This window comes from Paraburkholderia sp. CI2 (assembly GCF_014201055.1).
GTDB lineage: Bacteria > Pseudomonadota > Gammaproteobacteria > Burkholderiales > Burkholderiaceae > Paraburkholderia > Paraburkholderia tuberum.
In genome coordinates, this window is the sequence record NZ_JACHDL010000005.1 from 81,478 (window position 1) to 103,941 (window position 22,464).

Genomic DNA, 22,464 nt, shown 5'->3' on the forward strand with positions numbered 1-22,464 from the left:
GCACGCCCGACGCTGCGCTCATTCGATCGCTATGGCGCCGACGTTTTCATCGACCGATGCGTGATCGAGCGGCTCGCGCCGCATCATCAATACCACCCCGCCCGCCGCGATCACGGCCGGCACCGCGAGCAGGCTGAACACGGCGCCGAAGTGCCAGCCGAGCCCCATCAACGCCGCACCGATGAGCGCGCCCGCCACGCCGCCGACGCGGCCGATTCCCAGCATCCACGCCACGCCCGTCGCGCGCGCCCGGGTCGGGTAGAAGCTCGCCGCGAGCGCCGACATCGACGTGACCGCGCTGGTCGCGACCGTGCCGGTCAGGAAGATCAGCGTCCCGAGCCAGACCTGATGGCCGACGCCCCGCCCGACCAGCAACACGAGCGCGCCGACGAGGACATAGGTGAACGCGATCACGCGATGCCCGGCGAAGCGATCCATCACCCAGCCGACGCACAGATTGCCGAGGATGCCCCCGAGCGGAAACAGCGACGTCATCAACGCGGCCTTTTCACCGGAGAAGCCGGTGTCCTTGAACAGCGTCGGCAGCCAGTTGGTCAGCAGATAGTAAATCAGTAGCCCCATGAAATAGGCGAGCCACAGCATCAGCGTGCCGAAGCGGTAGCGCGCCGACAGGATGATCGCGAGCGCCCATTGCGAACGTGCGTCGCCGGTATTGCGGCGCACGTCGACCGCGAAAAAACGGCATCCGTCGAAGCGGTCGTGGGGCGCGATGCGTTGCAGGATTCGCGCGATCCGTTGATCGGCGCGCTTACGCACCACGAGAAATTGCGCCGATTCCGGCAGAAACAGTATCAGCATCACGCTCAGCACGAGCGGACCGGCGCCGCCGGCGACCAGCACGCTCGGCCAGCCGAAATGCGGAATCAGCCATGCGGATGCGAGACCACCGATCGCGAGACCGCCTGAAAAGCCGCAGAACATCGCATTGACGGCGACCGCGCGAATCCGCGCGGGTGCGTACTCGGCCATCAGCGTGACCGCGTTGGGCATCGCCGCGCCGAGACCGAGGCCGGTGAAAAAGCGCAGCAAGGTCAGCGATTCGATCGAGCTCGCGCGGGCCGCCGCGAGACTCCACAGCCCGAAGAAGAACACCGACAGCACTAGCACCGTCTTGCGTCCGATGCGGTCCGCGCAGGGGCCGGCCGCGAGCGCGCCGATGCCGAGTCCCACCAGCGCCGCGCTCATCACCGGGCCGAGCGCGCTGCGCGCGATGCCCCACTGCTGCACGAGCGACGGCGCGATGAAGCCGACCGCGGCGGTGTCGAAACCGTCGGCGGCGACGACCAGAAAGCACAGCACCAGAATCGTCCATTGAAACGGCGAGAAGCGCTGTCCGTCGATAAAGGCCTGCACGTCTACACTGCGTTCGGAGCGGCTCATGTGCATGCTCCTTTCAGCTGGTTCATTGCGATGTCTCCTTGAGATGAAGAGGTGTTTTCTTATTGTTCGAATTGCTGTTCAACACGCGGACGCCGCGACGGTGGTCGCGACCGTGCTTGCGAGCGTCGCGCTGTCCGTTCGTTCATGCCTGTCTCCTCCTCGAACGGGCGGCTAGCGCAGCATCGTCAGCGTCCTGAAGTCGACTCGCCTGATGATGCGGCTTTCCTGCGCGACGATCAGATGCGCAGACGCCTGCAGATACGCGGGCCACTCCGGATCGGCATCGCGCGCGGTGCGGCGCTGATCGTAGTCGCCGATGCTCTCGTAGCCCCACAGATGCACGACCTGGTTCAGCGCGCCGATATCGCTCATGTAAAAGCCGACTGGCGCGCCCAGATACTTGAGCTGAATCGGCATCGCGAGCCGGTCGAAAACGTCGATGAACTCCGCCATGCCGCGCGGACGGATCGTGTAGATGCGATGATCGACGAAAGGTTTGCCCTGGCTCATGTGCCGGTCCTTAATACGGTTTCGGCTGCGCGGGGGGCCGCGTTGCTTGCGCTCTTCGCGCTGTTTGCGCTTGTCACACTCGCGCCCGCGAGATGACGGCCGGTGATATAGCCGAACGTCATGATCGGCCCGAGCGTGATACCCGCGCCCGGATAGTTGCCGCCCATCACGCTCGCGCGATCGTTGCCGACCGCGTACAGGCCGGCGATCGGTGCGCCTTTCACGTCGAGCACTTCGCCGGTGATGTTCGTCGAGATGCCGTCGAAGGTGCCGAGATCGCCCATCACGACCTTCAGCGCGTAGTACGGACCGTCGCCGATCGGCGCGACGCACGGGTTCGGCTGGTGCTCCGGGTCCCCCAGATAGCGATTGAACGACGTCGTACCGCGGCCGAATTCGCGATCCTCGCCACGCACCGCGTCGGCGTTGTAGCGCTTCACGGTCGCCTCGAGCGCCGTGCCGTCGAGACCCGCGTTGCGCGCGAGTTCCGCGAGCGTGCGGCCCTTGCTCAGATAGCCGTTGCGCAGCAGCGGGCCGAGCGGCACGGGCGCCGGCTTCGCATAACCGAGCCCGTATTTGCGGATCGTCGCGTGATCGCAGATCAGCCACATCGCGGTTTCGCGTTCGTTCGCGCAGGCCTCGATCATCGCGGCACCCACGTCGTGATACGAATTCGCTTCGTTGGTGAAGCGCTTGCCCGCGCGCGTCACGCCGATCACGCCAGGCTTGTAGCGATCCACCAGATGCGGAAACACGCCGACGCTGCCGTCGCTCATCGGCACGCGCGACACCGGCATCCATGCGGCGGGCTGCGGAAAACGGATCGCCACCCGCGCACCGAGACGTTCGGCCATGCCGACGCCGTCGCCCGTATTGCCGCGCGGCACCGGCGACAGGTGTTCGCCGCCGCGCCGCAGATGCGGATACGCACGGGCGATCCGCGCGACGTCATGCGAGAAGCCGCCGCACGCGAGCACCACGCCGCGTCGCGCGACGATGCGCATCTCGCCTTGCGGTCCGGCGACGAGCGCGCCGGTCACGCCGCCGTTCTCCACGGTCAGCTCGCGAGCGGCCGTGTTCGTATGGATCGGAATGCCGAGATCGAGCGCGGACTTCGCGAGCCGCGCGGCGAGCGCGTTACCGCTCGTGATCTGCACGCCGCGCCGGTACAGCGCAAGATCCTTCAGATGGCTCGCGAGGCGCTTCGCGACGTACAGCGCGGAGGTGAGCGAACGCGTCGCATTGAAGAAGTGCTTCAGGTCCGCGTTCGACGAGTTGAACATCATGCCGATGAACGTGATCGTCTTCAGCGGCGGGCGCAATCGCGAGATGTCCTCGCCCAGCGCGCGCGCATCGAACGGCGCGGCGACGACCGAGCGGCCAATGTCGACACCGCCGCCCACGTTCGGGTGATAGTCGGGATACAGCGTCGGCACGAATTTGACGGTCGTTTCGCGCTCGAAGAAGTCGAGCATCTCAGGGCCCGTGTCGAGAAACGCGTCGACTGCGGCGGCATCGAAGCACGCGCCGGTTTCGCTGCGCATATAGGTCAGCGCCGCTTCGCGCGTATCGCTGACGCCGTTGCTCTTTGCGTGACGGTTGCCCGGAATCCACAGCACACCGCCTGAAAACGCGGTCGTGCCGCCGAAGAACGGCTCCTTCTCGATCACGACGACATCGAGACCGTGTTTGCGCGCGGTGATCGCGGTCGACAGCCCTCCCGCACCCGAACCGATCACGAGCACGTCGCACGTGAGTGTCGCGCCGCGTGTTGCGTTGGTCATGATGGTCTCCTTACCCGCGGACCTGGCGGTCGGCCTGGGTGGCTTGCGCGGCCTGGGTGGCTTCGAAGCCGGGACGCGGCACGAGGTCCATCAGCATACTTTCGAAGCCGCCATCGACGACGACTTCGGCGCCGTTCACATAGGCCGCGCGTTCGCTCGCGAGAAACGCGACGACATCGGCGATATCGTTCGGCTCGCCGATCCGGCGGCTCGCCGTCATCGCGCTGCGCCGGCGTTCGATATCGCCGTGCTCGTAGAACGCCGCCGACAGCGGCGTGCGGATCATGCCCGGGCACACGGTGTTGCTGCGAATGCCGCGTGGTCCCCACTCCGCCGCGATCTGCTTCGACAGCATCGTGACGCCGGCCTTGCCCGCGCTGTAAGCGCCGCTATAGGTCTGCGGATGATGCGCGGCCACCGACGCGACATGCACGATCGCGCCAGCGCCGCGCTTCAGCATGCGTTGACCGAATTGCTGCGAGCACAGCATGTAGCCGGTCAGATTCACGCGCAGCATCGCATTCCATGCATCGAGGCCAATCTCTTCGATGCCCCCCGGCCGCAACAGGCCCGCGTTGTTCACGAGCACATCGGCGACGCCGAGGCGCGCTTCGAGCTCCGACACCGCGCCGCGCACGCTATCGATGTCGCCGATATCGCAGGCGAGCGCCAGCGCTTCGACACCGCTCGCGCTCAGCGCTTGCGCGACGTCACGGCACTTCTGCTCATCGCGATCGAGCAGCGCCACGCGTGCGCCAGCGTCGCCCAACACCTGAGCAATCGCGCTGCCGATGCCGCCCGCCGCGCCGCTCACGACGCAGACGCTGCCTTCGAGCCCGAGCCAGTGTCGCGCGTTGGCGGGTGTGTCGCGCCGATCTTTCCGTTGATTCATTTGCTTAGTCCTCCCGATCTCCATGTTCACGATCGCGGCGAGCTTAGGTTGGCCGGCTTCACCAAACTGCATCATTCGACCGCGTCTTCGATGGAAAAAAGTATAGCCACGCGGTTCGGGACGAAATTGGACAAAGGCAGCGCATCGCAGGACAATTCGAACATTGGAGACAAAACCGCATGAGGAATATCCCTAACTACGATCTGTACGGAGAGTCCGCGCGGCCGCCGTGGTACGACGCGTTCAATTTCGAATGGATCGTCGAGCGCAGTCGTCCGAACGACTGGCATATCGCCGCGCACCGGCACGATGCATTGCTGCAGATTCTCTATATCCGCAGCGGTTCGGGCCACGTGCTGATCGAAAGCGAAAAGCTCACGATCGACGCGCCATGCCTGATCCTGATTCCAGCGCAAACGGTGCATGGTTTCGTGTTTTCGCCGGAGATCGACGGGCTCGTGATTACGGCCGCGCAGCGCGCGCTGGAGTCGATTTCTAAAGCGGTGTCGCCGGGCCTCGTGCCGGTGCTGCAACGGCCCGCGCTGATTCCCGTGCGGCCCTCGGTCGGCGAGCGCACGTTGATGCCCTTGTTCGGTTTGCTGGAGCAGGAATTTCGCGGCAGCGCGCGCGGCCATATCGCCGCGGGCATGTCGCTGATGATTGCACTTTTTGTGCAGGTCGCCCGGCTGACCGATGCCGCCTCGAGCGCGGGCGCGAGCGTCAATGACCGGCGCGCCGCGCAGATCAAACGGCTACGCGAACTGATCGCCACGCATGTGCGCGAGCATCTGCCAATCGATTTTTATGCGGAAAAATTGGGGGTGACCGCGGCGCAACTGGGGCGCATCTGTCGTGAGGAGCTTGGCCATTCGCCGCTGTCGCTTGTCAACGATCAGTTGATACGCGAGGCGCAGCGCGATCTGGTCTACTCGGGTTCGAGCATCAAACAGATCGCGCATGCGCTCGGTTTCGAAGATGCGGCCTATTTCAGCCGCTATTTCCGCAAGCAGACCGGCGTCACGCCCAAGGAGTTTCAGGCGGCCGCGCATCGGGATCTGTCGATCAATTAGCGATCCCGATGATCGCGTGGTGCTTGCAGTAGCGCTTACAGCTGCGCCTGCATCTGCGCGCCGGCGACGCCGACGTAGTTCTCCGCCAGTACTGTCGCGGCCGTGCGCGACGTCGTCACGTACTCGAGCTCGGCGACCTGCAGTTGCTGCTCGAACGCCGAAGCGCCTTCGATACGATGCAGCATGCTGGTCATCCAGTACGAGAAGTGCTCGGCGCGCCAGATGCGTTTGAGCGCGGTTTCGCTGTAACGGTCGAGCAGATCGGCGCGGTTTTCCTTGTAGAACGCGTCGAGCGCCTTGCTGAGCACGTTCACGTCGGCGACCGCGAGGTTCATGCCCTTCGCGCCAGTCGGCGGCACGATATGCGCGGCGTCGCCAGCGAGGAAGAGGCGCCCGTACTGCATCGTCGTCGACACGAAGCTGCGCATGCCGACGATGTTCTTCTGAAAGATCTTGCCGTCGACGATCTTGTGGCCTTCGTCCGAATCGGCGCGCGCATGCAGCTCGGCCCAGATGCGATCGTCGGACCAGTTGTCGACCGAGTCCTTCGGATCGCACTGGAAATACATGCGCTGCACGTTCGGCGAGCGCGTGCTGATCAGCGCGAAGCCGCGCTCGTGGCGCGCGTAGATCAGCTCGTCCGACGACGGCGGGCCTTCGCACAGAATGCCGAACCAGCCAAACGGATAGACGCGCTCGAAATCCTTGCGCAGCGTCTGCGGGATCGCCTGGCGCGACACGCCTTGTGAGCCGTCGCAGCCGATCACGAAGTCGCATTGCAGTTCGTGCTCCGCGCCTTCGTGGCGATAGCGGATCGACGGCTTATCGGTATCGATGCCGTGCACCGACGTCTCCGATACGCCGAAACGCAGTTCGGCGCCCGCGGCGACGCGCGCCGCGACTAGATCCTTGATTACTTCGTGCTGGGCATAAACCGTGATCGCATGACCGGTGAGGCCGGTCAGATCGATGCGGCGACGCTTGCCTTCGAACGCGAGTTCGAAACCGTGATGCAGCGCGCCTTCGGCTTTCATGCGTTCGCCGAGACCGGTTTGCGTCAGCAGGTCCATCGTGCCCTGCTCGAGGACGCCGGCGCGAATCGTCGATTCGATCTGATCGCGCGTGCGCGTTTCGAGCACGACCGAGTCGATACCGCGCAAATGAAGCAGATGGGAAAGAAGCAGGCCAGCGGGCCCTGCACCGATGATGCCGACTTGGGTGCGCATGTAGTCTCCTGAATGCGGTGATGAAATTTGCGCTCAGTGTGACGATCGCGACACCTATCCCGCAATGCGATATAGCGGATAGGCCGTATCGCGCTGCGCGATAGAAGGTGTAAGGCGGGAGCCAGCGCCGCGCGGCTGTTTCGGCCGAAAACGCAAGTCTGGTGGGGTTTTCCGGCGATTTGGACGACCCGCGGCTCGTGCTGCGGCATGGCGTGCCCTCAGGTAAACCCCGATCCGCTAAACGAGCTTCAACTCGCCAAGAAACAGTCGATAGACGGGATTTTTCGTCTCTTCCCAGCACGGATAGCCGAGCGTTTCGATGAAGCGCTCGAACGCCGCGTGGTCGCTTCCGGGCACCTGAATGCCGACCAGAATCGAGCTGTAGTCCGCGCCCTGGTTGCGGTAGTGGAACAGGCTGATGTTCCAGTTCGGCGCCATCGACGACAGGAATTTCATCAGCGCGCCCGGACGTTCCGGAAACTCGAAGCGAAACAGTCGTTCGTCGCGCGCGAGCGGCGAGCGGCCGCCGACCATGTAGCGGATGTGCTGCTTCGACAGTTCGTCGAAGGTCAGGTCGACGGTGGCGAAGCCGTGCGCTTCAAAGGCGCCGGCGATCTGCGCCGATTCGCTGCGATTGCGGATCTGCACGCCGACGAAAATATGCGCCGAGTTCGCGTCGGCGATCCGGTAGTTGAACTCGGTGACGCTGCGCGTGCCGAGCAGCTCGCAGAAGCGCCTGAAGCTGCCGCGCTCTTCGGGGATCGTCACCGCGAAGACCGCTTCGCGCGCTTCGCCCACTTCCGCGCGTTCGGCGACGAAGCGCATGCGGTCAAAGTTCATGTTCGCGCCCGACGTGATCGCGATCAGCGTCTGGTTCTCGATGCCTTCCCGTTCGGCATACTGCTTGGCGCCGGCCACCGCGAGTGAGCCCGCCGGTTCGAGCACGCTGCGCGTGTCCTGGAACACGTCCTTGATCGCGGCGCACAGCGCATCGGTGTTCACGAGCAGCACTTCGTCGAGATATTCGCGGCACAGACGGAAGGTCTCTTCGCCGACGAGCTTCACCGCGGTGCCGTCGGAGAACAGGCCCACTTCGTTCAGCGTCACGCGCTCGCCCGCCTGCAACGACGCGGCCATCGCGCATGAATCATCGGTCTGCACGCCGATCACCTTGATCTCGGGGCGCACCGATTTCACGTATGCGGCGACACCGGCCGCGAGACCGCCGCCGCCGATCGGCACGAAGATCGCGTGAATCGGCCCTTGGTGCTGGCTGAGGATTTCCATCGCGACGGTGCCCTGGCCCGCGATCACGTACGGATCGTCGAACGGATGCACGAAAGTCAGGCCGCGCTCTTCCTGCAGCTTGACCGCGTGACCATAGGCGTCGCTATACGACTCACCGAACTGCACGATCTCGACGGTCGGCCCGCCATGCGTGCGGATCGCGTCGACCTTGAGCTGCGGCGTCGTCACCGGCACGACGATGATCGCCTTCACGCCCATGCGTGCCGCCGATAACGCCACGCCCTGCGCATGATTGCCCGCCGACGCGGTGATCACGCCGCGACTGAGCGCCTCGGCCGGAATATGCGCCATCTTGTTGTATGCGCCGCGCAGCTTGAACGAGAACACCGGCTGGTTGTCCTCGCGCTTCAGATAGACCGGGTTGCGCAGCCGCGCCGACAGGTTCGGCGCGCGTTCGAGTTCGGTCTCGCGCGCCACGTCGTAGACGCGCGCGGTCAGGGTCTTTTTCAGGTAGTCGTGAGACGGCGCGACGCGCCCGGCCGCTGCGGCGGCCTGTTCGAGTTCGTTTAACAGCACGGCAAGCTCCTGGGTGGCAACATTCGATGCAACAACGCATCAACGGCGATCGACATCGAACGATAGCAATCGCGGCATGTTCGCCAGGAGGCAGGCAGAGAATGAACCTGAAAGCGGACATAAAAAAACCCGCCTCGTTTGGCGGGTTATGTGTGACTGCAAATCGACGCGCGCTAACCCACCATTCGATGAATGATGCTAATAATCAGCGCAATACGGATGTCGAGGCAGTTCATGTCGGCGATCTTCGTCGACTCGGCAAGCTTTGTCAATCTCCGCGCAGTGCGGCAGTGCCACACAAGAAAAACGGGCGCACCGGCAAGCGCGCCCCGCTGAGACGACCAACACCGACATCAATCGCGCACGCCGCTCTGCTTTCTGAATGCCGCGAGAATGCGTTGCTCGAGCGCGTTGTAATCGCGGCCAAAGTGATGATCGCCGGTCGTGCGGATGACTTCGACGCCGGTCTTGTCGAGCGCCGGACACAGCGTGTCGGTCTCGCTCTCGCCATAGAAGCATTGAACGATCGACGGCGGCACATGCGTCAACTCGGGGCGCACGTTCAGCGCCTTGTCGCTCGCGGGCATGCCGAGCCAGCCGCCGACGCGGATCTGGAAATCGGCGTCGGGCGCGAAGCCGAGCAGCGAAATCAGCGACACCTTATCGCGCTGCGCCTGCGGCAGACGGTTATACGCGAACGGCAGCACGTCGGCGCCGAACGAATAGCCGATCAGCGCGATATGCTGCGCGTGCCAGCGCTCGCCATAGGTTTGCATCACCCGCGCGAGATCGCGGCTCGTTTGCGCGGGCGGCTTCTCGCTCCAGAAATAACGCAGGCTGTCCCAGCCGACCACCGACACCCCATCTTTCTGCAGTGCCTGCCCGATCGTCTTGTCGAGATCGCGCCAGCCGCCATCGCCGGAAATCACGATCGCCATCAAGCCGTTCGGATGCGCGGCCGGCAATTCGATCAGCGGCAGGTCGGACACGTCGTCGGCGCTAATCGAGACCGGCTGCAGATGCGGCGTCAGCAATGCAACGAGACGCGCGCGATCGGCATTGCCCGTGCTCGCCTTTTCGACGAAGCCCGGCACCTTGTCGCGAATCACGGTCGGGTCGGGCGGACACGGTTCGAAGCGCGCGTCGAGCGTGTGATCGGCGTCGACCGACACCGCGCCCGCGATCGTATTGGACGGCGCCTGCTCGAGCACGTGCATCGCGAGCGTTGCGCCCTGCCCCGTACCCGCGACGATCGGCGCGAAGTAGCGGCTCGACTGCGACTGCCGTTCGAGCTGATGGCTGAGCGCCTCGGCATCGCCCACCAACTGATGACAGGTTTCCTTTTTCGCGGCAAGGTTGGCCGCGTAGTGCGCGGTATCGACGCCGACCGTCATCGCGCCCGCTTTCGCGAGCGCATCGGCGCTCTGCTGATCGGCTGCGCTCCAACCGCTTGCCTGCGAATACAGCACGACGAAGCCGCGCAGCGGCCCCTCGGGCTGCGTCACGCGCACGTCGCCATAGCGGCCGCCGGGCACGGTGGTGGTGGCCGCGTGCGCGAGTGCGCCGCAACTCAGAACGCTTGCCGCGACGGCGAGCCGGAACAACGGATGCAATGTCATGAACGCCGGCCTCCTGCCAGCAGCGACAGGTCCGCGAGCGTGAAGAACACGCCCGAACCGGATGCCGCGAGATAACGCGGCTCCCAGCGCGGCTGGAACTTGCTCTTGAAAGCACGCAGTCCGCGGAAGTTGTAGAAGCGGCCGCCGAAGCGCCACACGATGCCGGCCAGCCGATGCCAGCGTGACGCGAGCGGTGTCGGCTGCACGCCGGAGAGCGGCGCAATGCCGAGACTGAGCGAGCGGAAGCCCGCCTGTTTCAGGTGCAGCGCGAGCTGCGTGAACAGATATTCCATCGCATACGGCGACGCGCTTTCGACGTGACGCATCACGCCGACGGTCGCCTCGGTATTCATATCGGTCGTCATGAAGGTCACGAATGCGACCGGCTCGCCGTTCTGGCGCACCAGCATCACCGACTGCGCGGCCAGGTATTCGTCATGGAAAGCCGCGACCGAGAAGCTCTTCTCGCGCGCGTCGCGGCTGTCGAGCCAACCGTCGGAAATGCCGCGTAGCGTTTCGAGCGAGGCCGGCACATGGGCCTGATCGATCACTTCGACGCTAAAGCCGTCGCGCTCGCCGCGCTTGAGCGCATAGCGCAGATGCGCGCGATGCGAGCCCTTCAGATCGAAGTCGTCGAGCACGACGTGCGCTTCCTCGCCGAGCTTCAGCAGCGTGAGGCCAGCGTCGAGATACAGCGGCAGCGCATTCGCGCGCACCTGGTAGAACGCGGCGCGGCCGCCATGTGCATGCGCGAGCGCGACGAACTTGCTGATGAGACCCGCCCACTCTTCGCGCGGCCCCACCGGATCGTGCAACGCGGCCCACGTGCGGCCGTATTTCGCGTACATCAGGAACGCCTCGCGCGACTCCGAAAACAGGAAGCTCTTGTCGCCCATCAACGCGAGACCGGCATCGCTGCGTTCCTGCGCGCGCACGATGCGCGCGGCGTCGTGCAGATCTTCGGGCGCCGGCTTCACGAAGCGGCCCGGCGCCGGACGCAGCAATTGCCAGAACGAGAAGGTCGCGGCGAACACGCTCGCGGCGAGCGTCGCGCGCAGCGCGCGCGGCGCGCGCTCGTCGAACGCGAATTGCCACCACAGATCGCCCGTGTACGGCACGTCACGGAAAGCGAACAGCATGACCCACGTCGCGAGCATCAGCACCATCGCGACCGACACGAGCCAGCCGGCCGTGAAACGCTCCGCGAACAGCGACGAATGACGGTTGAAGCGCTTGCGCGTCGCGAGCAACAGCACGATCAGCATGCCGAGCACACCGGCTTCGACGAACGCGAGACCCTTGGTCAGCGACAGCGCGAGGCTCAGCAACGCGAGCGCGAGCGTCATCCACCATGCCGCATCGAGCCGCCGCAGCAGGCCGCGCGCGACGAACAGCAGCAGCACGCCGAGCACGCTGCATAGCATCTGCGAGCTTTCGAGCACCCACAGCGGCACCAGGTCGCGCAGCATATGAATGCGCTGCCAGAACGCCGGCGTCGCGCTCGAAATGACCAGCATGCCGCCGACCACGAACGTGACGAGGCTCAGAAACAGCGGCGCGAGTTCCGACACGCGCTCCGCCTGCAACATCGACAGACGATTCTTCAGCGCGCGCCCCTCGAAGCCCGCGAGCAGCGCCGCGGAGGCGATCAGCGGTACGCCGAAATAGATCGCGCGATACGCGAGCAGCGCGGCGACCATCTGATGCATCGGCACGCTGCCGCTCAGCGTGAACACCATCGCCGCTTCGAACACGCCGACGCCGCCTGGCGTATGGCCAATCAGGCCGAGCAGCATCGCGGCCGCGTAGACGGTGATGAAGCCGACGAAGCTCACGTTCGCATGCGGCAGCAATGCCCACAACGCGAGGCCCGCGGCGACCACGTCGAGCACCGCCAGCGCAACCTGCGCGAGCAGATCGCGGCGCGCGGGAATATCGAACGAGAGCCACTGCCAGCGCGTGCGGATCGGCCGGGTTTGCCGACGGCACGCGGCCGCGGCGAGCGCCAGCGCGAGCAGCAGCGCAGCGCCGCTCCAGCGCAGCGCGACTGGCGACAGATGCAGCATCGGCGCGAGCTGGCCCGCCATGCAGACCATGCCCAGCGCGGTCATCAAGACGAGGGCGAGCGCGAGCGACACGCTCGTAAACACCGTCATGCGGCCGATCTGCGCGGGCGTGATGTTCGCGACGCCGTACACGCGCGCGCGCACCGCTCCGCCTGTCAGCGCGCCGAAACCGGTCGCATTGCCGAGCGCCGAACCGGCCGTCGCGCCGACCCACAGCGCCGCGCGCGGCACGCTCGCGCCGAGATAGCGCAGGCCGACCGCGTCGCGCCCGACCAACGCGACGTAGCTGAGCGCGGTCGCGCCGAGCGCACCGATCCACTCGCGCGCCGACAACTGGCGCAGTTCGCGGATCACCGAACGGTAATTCACTGCCTCGGACAGATGCTGCAGCACGACCAGCAGCAGCCCGCAAATGACGAGCGCGAGCACGGGCGACAGAAGTCCCCGGCTGCCAAGCGCTTTCGATGCACGGCCGAGCAGCGCGGGGAGGCGCTCGAAGCTGTGTTGAAGTCGGTGGAACATGGTCAATGCGGGCCTTGCGAGGAGCGGTCGCGGCGACGGGTCGTCACGCGCGGTATCGCCTGTGGCGGCGATTACAAAGTGATAACGGCAAAACGTGCAAAAGGTTGACAGCATTAGCAATTTTGCCGTCAGTTCACTTGCGCGTCGCGCGTCAAAAGCGCGCGATTGTAATGCTTCCTCGCGTGATGCGAGGCATCGGGCCGGCGCAACCGCGGCATCAAGATCACGGCTGGGCGTGCCGTAATCAGGAGCGGAAGCACGATATCAGGAAGGGAAACGGCGATGGCAGCCCGGAATTGGCTGACGGCGGGCGTCTATCTGGTGGGACTGGGGAACCGACTCGCTGAACGTGCTCCGCTTGACGGGGCCAGAAAGCACAATGCCCGCTACTCGAGCGGGCATTGACACGACAGCTGGGGCTTGCGGGGCCCGCGCGGGAAACTCGCGCTTAGTTCGGGCGACGGTACGCTTCGGCGATCACTGCGCAGTTCTGCAGATGCAGGTTCAGCGCATGCAGCGCCAGCGCGCGCAGCTTGCCGAAGAACGTGTTGGCAGCGGGGGTGGAACGGACGACATTCGATGTGGTGTTCATGGCGGCTCCTTATCAGGGTTTATACCTACGGAATAACCCGATTATAGCGATCTCGTGCCGCAGCGCAACAAAACAATATTTTTTGGCGACGTCGCGAATGCCAATGTCGCGTACCGGATACGGAAAATTCGTAAAGGGGCCGCATCGGTCGTGCAGGTATTAACAATCCGCACCGTACAGGTGCAATAATGCTCCCTTTGCCTGCGACGCTTCGCCGCAGGCTCGCCGATATGACCGTCGCCCAGACCCAAAAAGCTCTGATTGCGCCTCTTATCGTCGCGTGCGCGATGTTCATGGAAAGCGTCGACGCCAACGTGATCGTCACCGCGCTGCCGGCCATGGCGCGCGATTTCGGGCGCGATCCGGTCACGCTGAAGATCGCGGTGACAAGCTACGTGCTCGGGCTCGGCGTGTTCATCCCGGTATGCGGCTGGCTCGCCGACAAGTTCGGCGCGCGCACGGTATTTCGCACCGCGATCGGCGTCTTCGTGACGGGTTCGCTGTTGTGCGCCGCGTCGAACTCGCTTGCCACTTTCACGGTTGCGCGTTTCATCCAGGGCGTCGGCGGCGCGATGATGGTGCCCGTCGGGCGGATCATCATCTTTCGCGTGGTGGAGAAAGCCGACTTCATCCGCGCGATGAATTACCTGAGCGTGCCCGCCATGCTCGGCCCCGCCGCCGGTCCGCTGCTCGGCGGCTTCATCACCACGTATCTGCACTGGCGGCTGATCTTCTTCATCAACGTGCCGATCGGCATTCTCGGCATCTATCTCACCAATCGCTATATCGCCAATACGCGCGAGCCCGACCCCGGCCCGCTCGACTGGATCGGCTTCCTGCTGTCGGCGGCGGGCGCGGTGCTGCTGTTGCTCGGCTTGTCGCTGGTCGGCGGCGAACTGATTTCGAATACGGACGCGTTCGGCATGTGCGCGCTCGGCGCGGCGCTGCTCGTGATCTACGTCGCGTATGCGCAACGCGTCGCACTGCCGCTTCTGGATTTGCGTTTTTTCAAGGTGCCGACTTTCCAGGCGAGCGTGCTCGGCGGCTCGCTATTTCGCATCGGTCTCGGCGCGTTGCCGTTCCTGCTGCCGCTGCTGCTGCAGGAAGGTCACGGCATGAGCGCGTTCCAATCGGGGCTGATCACCTGCGCGTCCGCGTTCGGCGGCATGTTCATGCGCACGATCGCCTCCACGGTGCTGCGCCGCTTCGGCTTTCGCCAGGTGCTCGTGTTCAACGCCGCGCTATCGGGCATTTCGATCGCCGCGTGCGGGCTGTTTTTCCCGCACACGCCGACGTGGATCATCTGGATCGTCGTGTTGCTCGGCGGCTTCTTCCCCGCGTTGCAGTTCACGAGCCTCAATTCGCTGACCTACGCGGAGATCGCGAGCCGCGACGTCGGCCGCGCGACGAGCCTCGGCAGCGTCGTGCAGCAGATGTCGCTCGGCCTCGGCGTGACGGTCGGCGGCATCGTGCTGCAGATTTCGCGCGCGCTGCATGGGCATCCGAGCATCACCTGGTCGGATTTCTGGCCCGCGTTTCTCGTGGTCGGGCTATGCTCGTTCGCGTCGATTCCGGTCACGCTGCGCCTGCCGCGCGGCGCGGGCGCGGAGATTTCGCGAGGCGGGCGCGGCTGAGCCGGCTGCCGTGTCCCCGCGCAAGCGCCCCGCTCTTCACGGGTTCGGGCGCTCACGCGCGCTTGCGAATCACGCTCACGTCGCCATTGCGTTCGAGAATCGCGGCGGCCACGTCGTCCATCGTGCGCGAGCCGGTTTTCTGCCGCACGCTTTCCTCGATGTCGGTGCGCGTGACGAGCGCCGCGTGCATTTCGTTCGCCTGGAACTTGCCGTCGCTGAACACCTCGCGCTCGGCGCCGCCCACCAGCAGCTCGAAGCGGCGCGAGCGTATGAACGACCACGCGAGCGCCCGGTGACACACGACGATCGCGAACGACGCGACCACGGTCGCGATAAACGGCGACGCACCGACGATCGCGCGGCTCAGCGTCGCGCCGAGCAGAATCACGACGACCGAATCGAACGGCGAGCGCTGCCCGAATGAACGGCGCCCCGATACACGGATCAGCGCGAGCGCGATCACGAACACGGCGATCGAGCGCATACCCATCTGCAACGGATCGAGCTCCCTGCCTTGGCCGAATAGAACGAAAAACGCGTCCATCATGTTCGTCCTCCCCGCGGCGCATTGCCGTGCGAATGTTCTGGTGTCCGGATAGTTGCGAGCGAGACGAGCCCGCGACGCATCGCCGTCGCTCAGGCCAGCGCGCCGTCCGTCGCCCATGAGATGAGCGTATCGCCGAAACCGCCGCGCACGCGGGCCACGGTGCGCGCGCTCGTGGTCACGCGCGGCGCGGCGCTCCACGCGATGCGCGCGCCAGTCGCGATCAGGCGATCGACGAGCGCGGCATCCTCGCTGCACTTGAGCGGCGGAAAGCCGCCCGCGCGCCGATAGGCGTCCGCGGAAACGCCGAGATTCGCGCCGTGCACATGACGATGTCCGTCGGCGTCGACATACGTCTTGCGAAAATATTCGCGCACGCTGTGCGGATGCGCGCTCCAGTCGTCGACGGCGATCGAGCCGCACACCGCATCGGCGCCGAGCGCCAGTTGCGCGGCCAGCCAACCGGGCGACACGCGGCTGTCGGCATCGGTAAACGCCAGCCAGCGCGCGCCGTGCGCGAGCAGCAGCGACGCGCCGAGCGCCCGCGCGATCCCGACGTTGCGCGCCTTCAGCGTCAGCGTCTGCACGCCGTAAGCGCGCGCGATCGCCCCGCTGAAATCGCTGCACGCGTCGAGCGCGACGACGATTCGCACCTCCTCGCCGGCGAGCACTTCGTGTCGCGACGCTTCGAGCAAGGCCGCGAGGCACCGTGCGAGCAACGTCTCTTCGTTATGCGCCGGAACGACCACGCCGATCATAGAAGCCCCTCGCGCTGCGCGACCGAACGTGCGTCGCGCGACCAAACGTCGATCAGCAAGTCGGCTTCGTCGTGATGCGCGAGACGCGCGAGACCGCAGCGCGCATCGAATAGCGCGTGCGCATGGTCGGCGGATTCGCGCGCTTCGGCGAACGGCCGGCGCCAATGACAGGCGAGCAGCGTGCCGTCCGCCGTCAGCGACCCGCCGATGCGCGCGGCCAGCGTTTCGAGCTCGGCCGCGTCGAGGTAGTACGCGAACTCGCTGATCACGATCAGATCGAACGGCCCGTGCTCCGTCGGCCAGTCGCGCGGCACCCTGCGCTGCTCGATCCGCACGTTCGATGCGCCCGCCATGCGTTCACAGGCAAGCTCGACGGCGCGCGCGTGCAGATCGGCGGCGAGCAGCGCGTCGCAGCGCGTCGCGAGCCCGGCCGTCAACTCGCCGTTCGCGCAGCCCGGCTCGAACGCGTTGCGATAGCGCGCCCGCGGCAGCAGCGCGAGCGTCAGCGAACGCTTGCGGCGTTCGTACCAGCCTTCGCGCAAACGCCACGGATCGTCGCTGCGTCGGTAGAGTTCATCGAAGTACAGCACCGTCGAGCTCATCTCAGCATCCTCCCAAGGCTGGGGAAAAAAGTCATAGCGTCCACGGCGCGAGTGTTTGCGAAGACGCCTGATGCGATGCCGGCGCGGCAGTCGTGTCAGCGGCCTCGACGAGCCGTTCGCCGAGCGCTGCGAGGTCGCGTTCCGCGTGGCTCTGCCGCAGAAACACCGGCAGGTCGGCGAGCGCCCGCGCGAAGCGCGCGTCGCGGCACAACGGGCCCGCGCCGAGCGCGCGTGTAGCGTGCTCGATCACGGCGCTCGCGGCCTGCTCGACGGCCAGACGCGCGCGCAACACGCGCGTCGCTGCATCGGCCGACGGCTGCGCGTCGATCCACGCGGCGGTTTCGCGCAGCAGCGCGGCGGCCGACTGCAAGGCGACATCGGTCGCACCGAGATGAGCCAGCCGATGCGCGTCCGCGTGCCGGGCGCACGCGTCGCGCAGCGTGCGCGCGATTTGCGCGGCCGCGCCGTACCAGCATGCGGCGATACCGGCGCCGCCATGCCAGAAGCCCGCGCGGCGCAGATACGCATGCGGCGCACCGACGAGCGTCGCCACGGTGTCTTTGAACGTGACATCCGCGCTCGCGGTCGCCTGCATGCCGACGGCCTGCCACTTCGATGTATCGATCGAGATCGAGCTCTGGTCCAGCGCCAGCGCCGCGAGCACGGGCTCGTCGTCGCGCCATGCGGTCACGAGCGCATGGGTGAGCGCCTGCGCGCCGGAGCACCAGGCTTTGGTGCCGGACAGGCGCACCTGCGCGCCCTCGCCGGCAACGGTCTGGATTTCTTCGTCGATGGCGCGCACCCGCGCGTGCGGCGCTTCGGCGGCCCACACGCCCCAGCGGCTTGCCGCGGGCGGCAGCGGACCATTGAGCTCGGCGAGAATCGCGAGCGCATCGGTATGGCCTTCGAACAGTTTGACGAGGCCGAGGTCGCATGCGGCGACGGCGGCCAGCGCGCGCCAGCGCACCAGCGTCTCCCCATGCCCCGGCCATGGCAAGGTCGGCGCGCGATCGTAGCCGCGCTCGATCAGCTCAGCGAGCAGTGATCCGAGGGCAGCGGGATCGTTCGCATCGAAACGCGCGTCGCGCAAAAAATCGTCGAGCGAGATAGCAGGCTTGCCGGGCTGCGGCGCGCGGGCGCTCGCGCGTAGTGCGCGGCCACCGTGCTGATTTGAGACCTGCCGTGACTGGGCCTTGAAGCTGGCCGCGTGGTCGCGCGTGTCGAACATCGTGCCTCCCTGCACCGGTTAGATCCGCGGCCCGCCGGGCGGCGGCGGACTGGAACGTATGCAGAGTGGCAGCAAACACCGTGCCCCGGCCGGCGAGGCAGCCGCGCAGCGAAACAGCGGCTACGTCCCGCCGCTTCCGCTCAGACGTCCATCCGCCTTCGCGAGCAACGCGTCGAGGACCACCATCTCGACCGGCTTCACGAGGTGCGCATGGAAACCCGCGTGGCGAGTTCGATCGAGATCGCTCGCATGGCCGAAACCCGTCATCGCCGCGTACATCGTGCGCGACATCTCGGGCAGCGCGCGCATCGCCGCGAGCGTCGCATAGCCATCCATCTTCGGCATCGCGAGGTCGATCAGCGCGAGATGCGGCGAGAAGCGTGGCGAGATCTGCAGCGCCTGCTCGCCCTCGTAGGCGATACGCACCTCGTGGCCCTTCAGTTCGAGCAGCATCGCGAGGCTGTCGGCCGAATCGCGATTGTCGTCGACGAGGAGAATGCGCAGCGGCTGCACGTGGGGCGCGGCATTGATCGTGCCGCTCTCCGCGGTGTCGGACTGCGCGGAGGCGAGCGGCAGACTCAGCGTGAACGTGCTGCCGAGTCCCAGTCCTTCGCTGCTCGCGACGATGCTGCCACCGTGCATTTCGACGAGCGACTTGCACAGCGTCAGGCCGATCCCAAGGCCGCCCTCGCCGAAACTTTGCCCTTCCTTCTCCTGCGCGAACAGTTCGAAGATCTTGTCGAGCGAGCGCACCGGAATGCCGCAGCCGGGGTCGCGCACTTCGAGCACCGCCATGCGAAAGTCGACACGTCCCTGCAGCTCGATCGCGCTGCCGTTCGGCGAAAACTTCGACGCGTTGTGCAGCAGGTTTTGCAGGACCTGCACGAGCCTCGTCATGTCGCCGCGAATCATCACGGGAGCGTCGGGTACATGCGCGACCACGCGCTGCTCGCGCGAGTCGGTGAACGGCCGCGCCGCTTCGATCGCGCGCGCGACGAGCTCGGCGAGATCGACGCGCGCAATACGCAGTTCGACCTTGTCGGACATGATGCGGCCGATATCGAGCAGATCGTCGACGAGTCGCGTCAGGTGCGTGACCTGGCGATCGATCAGATCGCGCGCCCGCGCGACCACCGGGCTCAGATCGGTTTCCATCTGCATCGTGCCAATCGCGTTGCGCACCGGCGCGAGCGGATTGCGCAGTTCGTGCGCGAGCGTCGCGAGAAATTCGCGCATGCGCTCCCCGGAGCGCTCCAGTTCCTCGCGCCGGCGCCGCTCGGTCAAATCGCGCGTGACCTTTGCAAAGCCGCGCAAGCGTCGCGATTCGTCATAGACGGCCGTGATGATCACGTTGGCCCAGAACGTCGAACCGTCCTTGCGCATGCGCCAGCCTTCGTCTTCGACGGTGCCGATCTGGCGCGCGATCGCGAGCTCGCGCGCGGGCTTGCCGGCCGCGGCCTCCTCGGGCACATAGAACTGCGAGAAGTGCCGGCCGACGATTTCGTCGTGCGTATAGCCCTTGATGCGCGCGGCGCCTGAATTCCAGCTGACGACGAAGCCTTGCGGATCGAGCATGAAAATCGCGTAGTCCTTCACGCTATCGACGAGCAGACGGAAGCGCTCCTCGCTCTGGCGCAGCGCTTCGAGGTATTCGCGCTGCGCGGTCAGGTCGCGCGTGATCTTCGCGAAGCCCGTGACCTCGCCCTTCTGGTTGCGTATCGCGGTGATCACGACGTTCGCCCAGAACGTCGTGCCGTCCTTGCGCACGCGCCAGCCTTCATCTTCGAAACGGCCGGTCAGCGCCGCCTGTTCCAGCTCGTAGGTCGGCCAGCCGCGCGCAACGGCTTCCTCGGTATAGAAGCGCGAGAAATGCTGGCCGACGATCTCACTCTCCGCATAGCCCTTCAGCTTCTGCGCGCCGACATTCCAGCTGACGATGTTGCCTTTCGCATCGAGCAGAAAGATCGCGTAGTCCGAAATCGCCTGCACGAGCGACAAATAATCGACGCCGACGGGCGCTGACGGCGCGGCCTCGGCCTGCACTGGAGCGGGCCCGCCGTAGTCGCGGGAAGAAGAAGCATCGAGCTGGGTCATGGCGGACACGTCATTGGAATTTTCGTCTTAAGCAAACCTCGCGCCTGGCCGGCGGCGAAGCCGTCGCGCAAGCGGTTGCGCGGTCCACGGAGGGGCCGGGATGCGTCGCCAAGGGCGCTCGCGCGCCGGCTGATAAGGCGCCAAGCTTATAACGACGAGCCCCGCGACAGCTAGCGGGTCATGACGGAAAACGTCGCCGCGCTGCGGTTTCGGCTTTCCGTTTTGCCCTTCGTTGGCAAAAACAGGCGTGTCAATTGAAAAAGGTATTCACGACGCGGCGGGCTGCGCGATCGGCCGCCATGAGGCCAGGAAGAAAGAAAGAAAGAAAGAAAGACAAGGCCGCGAGCGCCTCGGCCGCCGCGAGTCGACCCGCTGGAAAATACTGCCTGCCGCGAGAACACGAGCAGATAACGGCGGCCGACCGTCGCGTGATGCCAACGGCCGGCCCGGCACGACATCGCTGCGAATCGGCACGCGTCGCGAGTCGAAACCGCTGCTGCGCTGGCGCGCCCGTCAAGCCACCGCGCCGATCTTTTCCGCGAGCTTCGCGTCGTAACTCGAATGGACATGCACGCGTTTCTTGTCGGGATACGCGTACGCGTACGCCTTGCGCAGCGCGAGCGACGCCTCGTGAAAGCCCGACAGGATCAGCTTCTGCTTGTTCGGATAGTTTGCGATGTCGCCGACGGCGAAAATGCCCGGCCGCGAGCTTTCGTAGTTCGAAGTATCAACGTCGACGCGCCCGCCATGAATCGTCAGTCCCCATTGCGCGATCGGTCCGAGATCGGCGACGAGTCCATACAGCGCGATCAGATGGTCGGCTTCGAGCTGTGTCTCGCCGTTGACCTGCCGCAGCGTTAGCGAACGCAGCGCGCCGTCTTCCACATCGAGCGCCGCGATCCCGCCGACGACGAAGTCCATCTCGCCAGCATCGACCGCGCGCCGCATCAGCTCGACGCTCGAATCGGCCGCGCTGAAGCCGGCGCGCCGATGCACGAGGGTCACGCGCCGCGCGACCTTGCGCAGTGCCAGCGCCCAGTCGAGCGCCGAATCGCCACCGCCCGCGACGACCACGTTTTTGTCGGCGAAATCGGCGAGGCGCGGCACGCTGTAGTGCACGTAGCGCTTTTCCAGCGGCACGGCCTCGGGGAGCGTGAGCTTTTGCGGGACGAACGCGCCGTTACCGGCGGCGAGCAGGATCGCCGCGACGTCGAACACGAGGCCGCGCTGCGTGCGCACGGTCCAGCGTCCGTCGTCGCGCTGCTCGACCGTGTCGACGCGCTGTTCCAGATGAATCGGCACATCGAACGGCTTGCACTGCGCGACCAGTCGCTCGACCAGTTCGCGCGCGGTGCACGACGCAATCGCGGGGATATCGTAGATCGGCTTGTCGGGATACAGCTCGATGCACTGGCCGCCGACCCGTCCGAGTATGTCGACGATCTGACAGGTGAGGCCGATCACGCCGGCCTCGAATGCCGCGAACAGAGCCACGGGACCGGCGCCGACGATCAGGACATCGGTGCGGATCGGCGAGGCGGGCACAGCGGACGGATCGGTGGCAACGGTCATGGGGCAGGTCTCCGGATCACGGTGAAAGGCGTAATGGAAGCGTCGATGACCCACCATACCGAATCGGCCCGCACGCGGCAACGATGCCATCGTCGACGGTAAGGGTGCTAGGCGTGCCCGCTCAACGCCCGAAAGTGGCTACCTGAAAATACCTGGAATCGGCCAAGAACTGGTGCGGTTGCGCGCGTCGCAGATCAACGGCTGCGCGTATTGCGTCGATACGCATACGGCGGACGCGCGCAAGGGCGGCGAAACCGAGCGGCGTCTCGCGACCGTCGTCGTGTGGCGCGAAACGCCGTTCTTCGCGGACCGCGAACGCGCGGCGCTCGAGTGGACCGAAGCGCTCACGCTGGTGTCGCACGATCATGTGCCCGACGCGGTATGGCAAGCGGTGCGGCCGCATTTCAGCGACGAGGAACTGGTCGACCTGACGCTGCTCGTCTCGGCAATCAATGCATGGAACCGCTTCGCGATCTCGTTCCGGAAGATGCCGGCCTGAGCGGCGGCATGACGGCAGCATGAGGCG

General features: G+C 65.8%; 18 protein-coding genes. 3 read left to right on the forward strand and 15 right to left on the reverse strand.

Annotation, left to right across the window (positions count from 1 at the left end):
• Positions 1-18: 18 nt before the first annotated feature.
• The 4 genes from HDG32_RS09460 to HDG32_RS09475 form a co-directional block, all read right to left on the reverse strand.
• Positions 19-1,401, reverse strand: a complete 1,383-nt coding sequence (locus HDG32_RS09460; RefSeq protein ID WP_184065915.1) for an aromatic acid/H+ symport family MFS transporter — start codon at positions 1,399-1,401, stop codon at positions 19-21.
• A gap of 171 nt (positions 1,402-1,572) precedes the next feature.
• Positions 1,573-1,911: an NIPSNAP family protein gene (locus tag HDG32_RS09465; RefSeq protein WP_018417780.1), complete on the reverse strand. Its 339-nt coding sequence runs from the start codon at positions 1,909-1,911 to the stop codon at positions 1,573-1,575.
• Positions 1,908-3,695, reverse strand: coding sequence for an FAD-dependent oxidoreductase (locus HDG32_RS09470; protein WP_184065918.1), 1,788 nt, complete (start codon positions 3,693-3,695; stop codon positions 1,908-1,910). The genes HDG32_RS09465 and HDG32_RS09470 overlap by 4 nt, the downstream gene beginning before the upstream one ends.
• A gap of 10 nt (positions 3,696-3,705) precedes the next feature.
• Positions 3,706-4,587, reverse strand: a complete 882-nt coding sequence (locus HDG32_RS09475; protein WP_184065920.1) for an SDR family NAD(P)-dependent oxidoreductase — start codon at positions 4,585-4,587, stop codon at positions 3,706-3,708.
• 179 nt (positions 4,588-4,766) lie between these two features.
• On the opposite strand from HDG32_RS09475, the gene HDG32_RS09480 reads away from it, so the two are divergent.
• Positions 4,767-5,657, forward strand: coding sequence for a helix-turn-helix domain-containing protein (locus tag HDG32_RS09480; protein WP_184065922.1), 891 nt, complete (start codon positions 4,767-4,769; stop codon positions 5,655-5,657).
• A 35-nt stretch (positions 5,658-5,692) separates the two neighbouring features.
• Here HDG32_RS09480 and HDG32_RS09485 read toward each other — a convergent pair whose 3' ends face one another.
• From HDG32_RS09485 to HDG32_RS09505, 5 genes are all read right to left on the reverse strand, one after another.
• A complete protein-coding gene (locus HDG32_RS09485) occupies positions 5,693-6,883 on the reverse strand; it encodes a 4-hydroxybenzoate 3-monooxygenase (protein WP_184065924.1) in 1,191 nt (396 codons plus the stop codon).
• A gap of 237 nt (positions 6,884-7,120) precedes the next feature.
• Entirely contained in the window at positions 7,121-8,707 is a 1,587-nt protein-coding gene (ilvA, locus tag HDG32_RS09490; protein WP_184065926.1) for a threonine ammonia-lyase, biosynthetic, read from the reverse strand.
• Between the two features lie 353 nt (positions 8,708-9,060).
• Positions 9,061-10,326 carry a virulence factor family protein gene (locus HDG32_RS09495; RefSeq protein WP_184065928.1) on the reverse strand — a complete coding sequence of 422 codons (1,266 nt, stop codon included), beginning with the start codon at positions 10,324-10,326 and terminating at the stop codon, positions 9,061-9,063.
• Positions 10,323-12,914, reverse strand: a complete 2,592-nt coding sequence (gene mprF / locus HDG32_RS09500; protein ID WP_184065930.1) for a bifunctional lysylphosphatidylglycerol flippase/synthetase MprF — start codon at positions 12,912-12,914, stop codon at positions 10,323-10,325. Before mprF ends, HDG32_RS09495 begins: the two co-directional genes overlap by 4 nt.
• A 448-nt stretch (positions 12,915-13,362) precedes the next feature.
• Positions 13,363-13,506: a hypothetical protein gene (locus HDG32_RS09505; protein WP_184065933.1), complete on the reverse strand. Its 144-nt coding sequence runs from the start codon at positions 13,504-13,506 to the stop codon at positions 13,363-13,365.
• A 230-nt stretch (positions 13,507-13,736) separates the two neighbouring features.
• Here HDG32_RS09505 and HDG32_RS09510 point away from each other — a divergent pair, with 230 nt between their 5' ends.
• Complete coding sequence (locus HDG32_RS09510; protein WP_184065936.1) at positions 13,737-15,140, forward strand: MFS transporter; 1,404 nt, start codon at positions 13,737-13,739, stop codon at positions 15,138-15,140.
• Positions 15,141-15,192: 52 nt separating this feature from the next.
• Here HDG32_RS09510 and HDG32_RS09515 read toward each other — a convergent pair whose 3' ends face one another.
• The 6 genes from HDG32_RS09515 to HDG32_RS09540 all read right to left on the reverse strand — a co-directional run bounded on the left by HDG32_RS09515 (position 15,193) and on the right by HDG32_RS09540 (position 21,938).
• Positions 15,193-15,687: a DUF421 domain-containing protein gene (locus tag HDG32_RS09515; protein ID WP_184065938.1), complete on the reverse strand. Its 495-nt coding sequence runs from the start codon at positions 15,685-15,687 to the stop codon at positions 15,193-15,195.
• Between the two features lie 89 nt (positions 15,688-15,776).
• A complete protein-coding gene (locus tag HDG32_RS09520; protein WP_184065942.1) occupies positions 15,777-16,442 on the reverse strand; it encodes a glycosyltransferase family 2 protein in 666 nt (221 codons plus the stop codon).
• Entirely contained in the window at positions 16,439-17,044 is a 606-nt protein-coding gene (locus HDG32_RS09525; RefSeq protein ID WP_184065945.1) for an SAM-dependent methyltransferase, read from the reverse strand. Before HDG32_RS09525 ends, HDG32_RS09520 begins: the two co-directional genes overlap by 4 nt.
• Positions 17,045-17,075: 31 nt before the next feature.
• Positions 17,076-18,272 (reverse strand): acyl-CoA dehydrogenase family protein, encoded by a 1,197-nt coding sequence (locus HDG32_RS09530; protein WP_184065948.1) that lies wholly within the window; start codon positions 18,270-18,272, stop codon positions 17,076-17,078.
• A 120-nt stretch (positions 18,273-18,392) separates the two neighbouring features.
• Positions 18,393-20,366 (reverse strand): PAS domain S-box protein, encoded by a 1,974-nt coding sequence (locus HDG32_RS09535; RefSeq protein WP_184065951.1) that lies wholly within the window; start codon positions 20,364-20,366, stop codon positions 18,393-18,395.
• 513 nt (positions 20,367-20,879) lie between these two features.
• The gene (locus HDG32_RS09540) at positions 20,880-21,938 is read right to left on the reverse strand and encodes an NAD(P)/FAD-dependent oxidoreductase (RefSeq protein WP_184065954.1); all 1,059 of its coding nucleotides are present in this window, start codon (positions 21,936-21,938) and stop codon (positions 20,880-20,882) included.
• 142 nt (positions 21,939-22,080) lie between these two features.
• On the opposite strand from HDG32_RS09540, the gene HDG32_RS09545 reads away from it, so the two are divergent.
• The gene (locus HDG32_RS09545; RefSeq protein WP_409340017.1) at positions 22,081-22,437 is read left to right on the forward strand and encodes a carboxymuconolactone decarboxylase family protein; all 357 of its coding nucleotides are present in this window, start codon (positions 22,081-22,083) and stop codon (positions 22,435-22,437) included.
• The last annotated feature ends 27 nt before the right edge of the window (positions 22,438-22,464 follow it).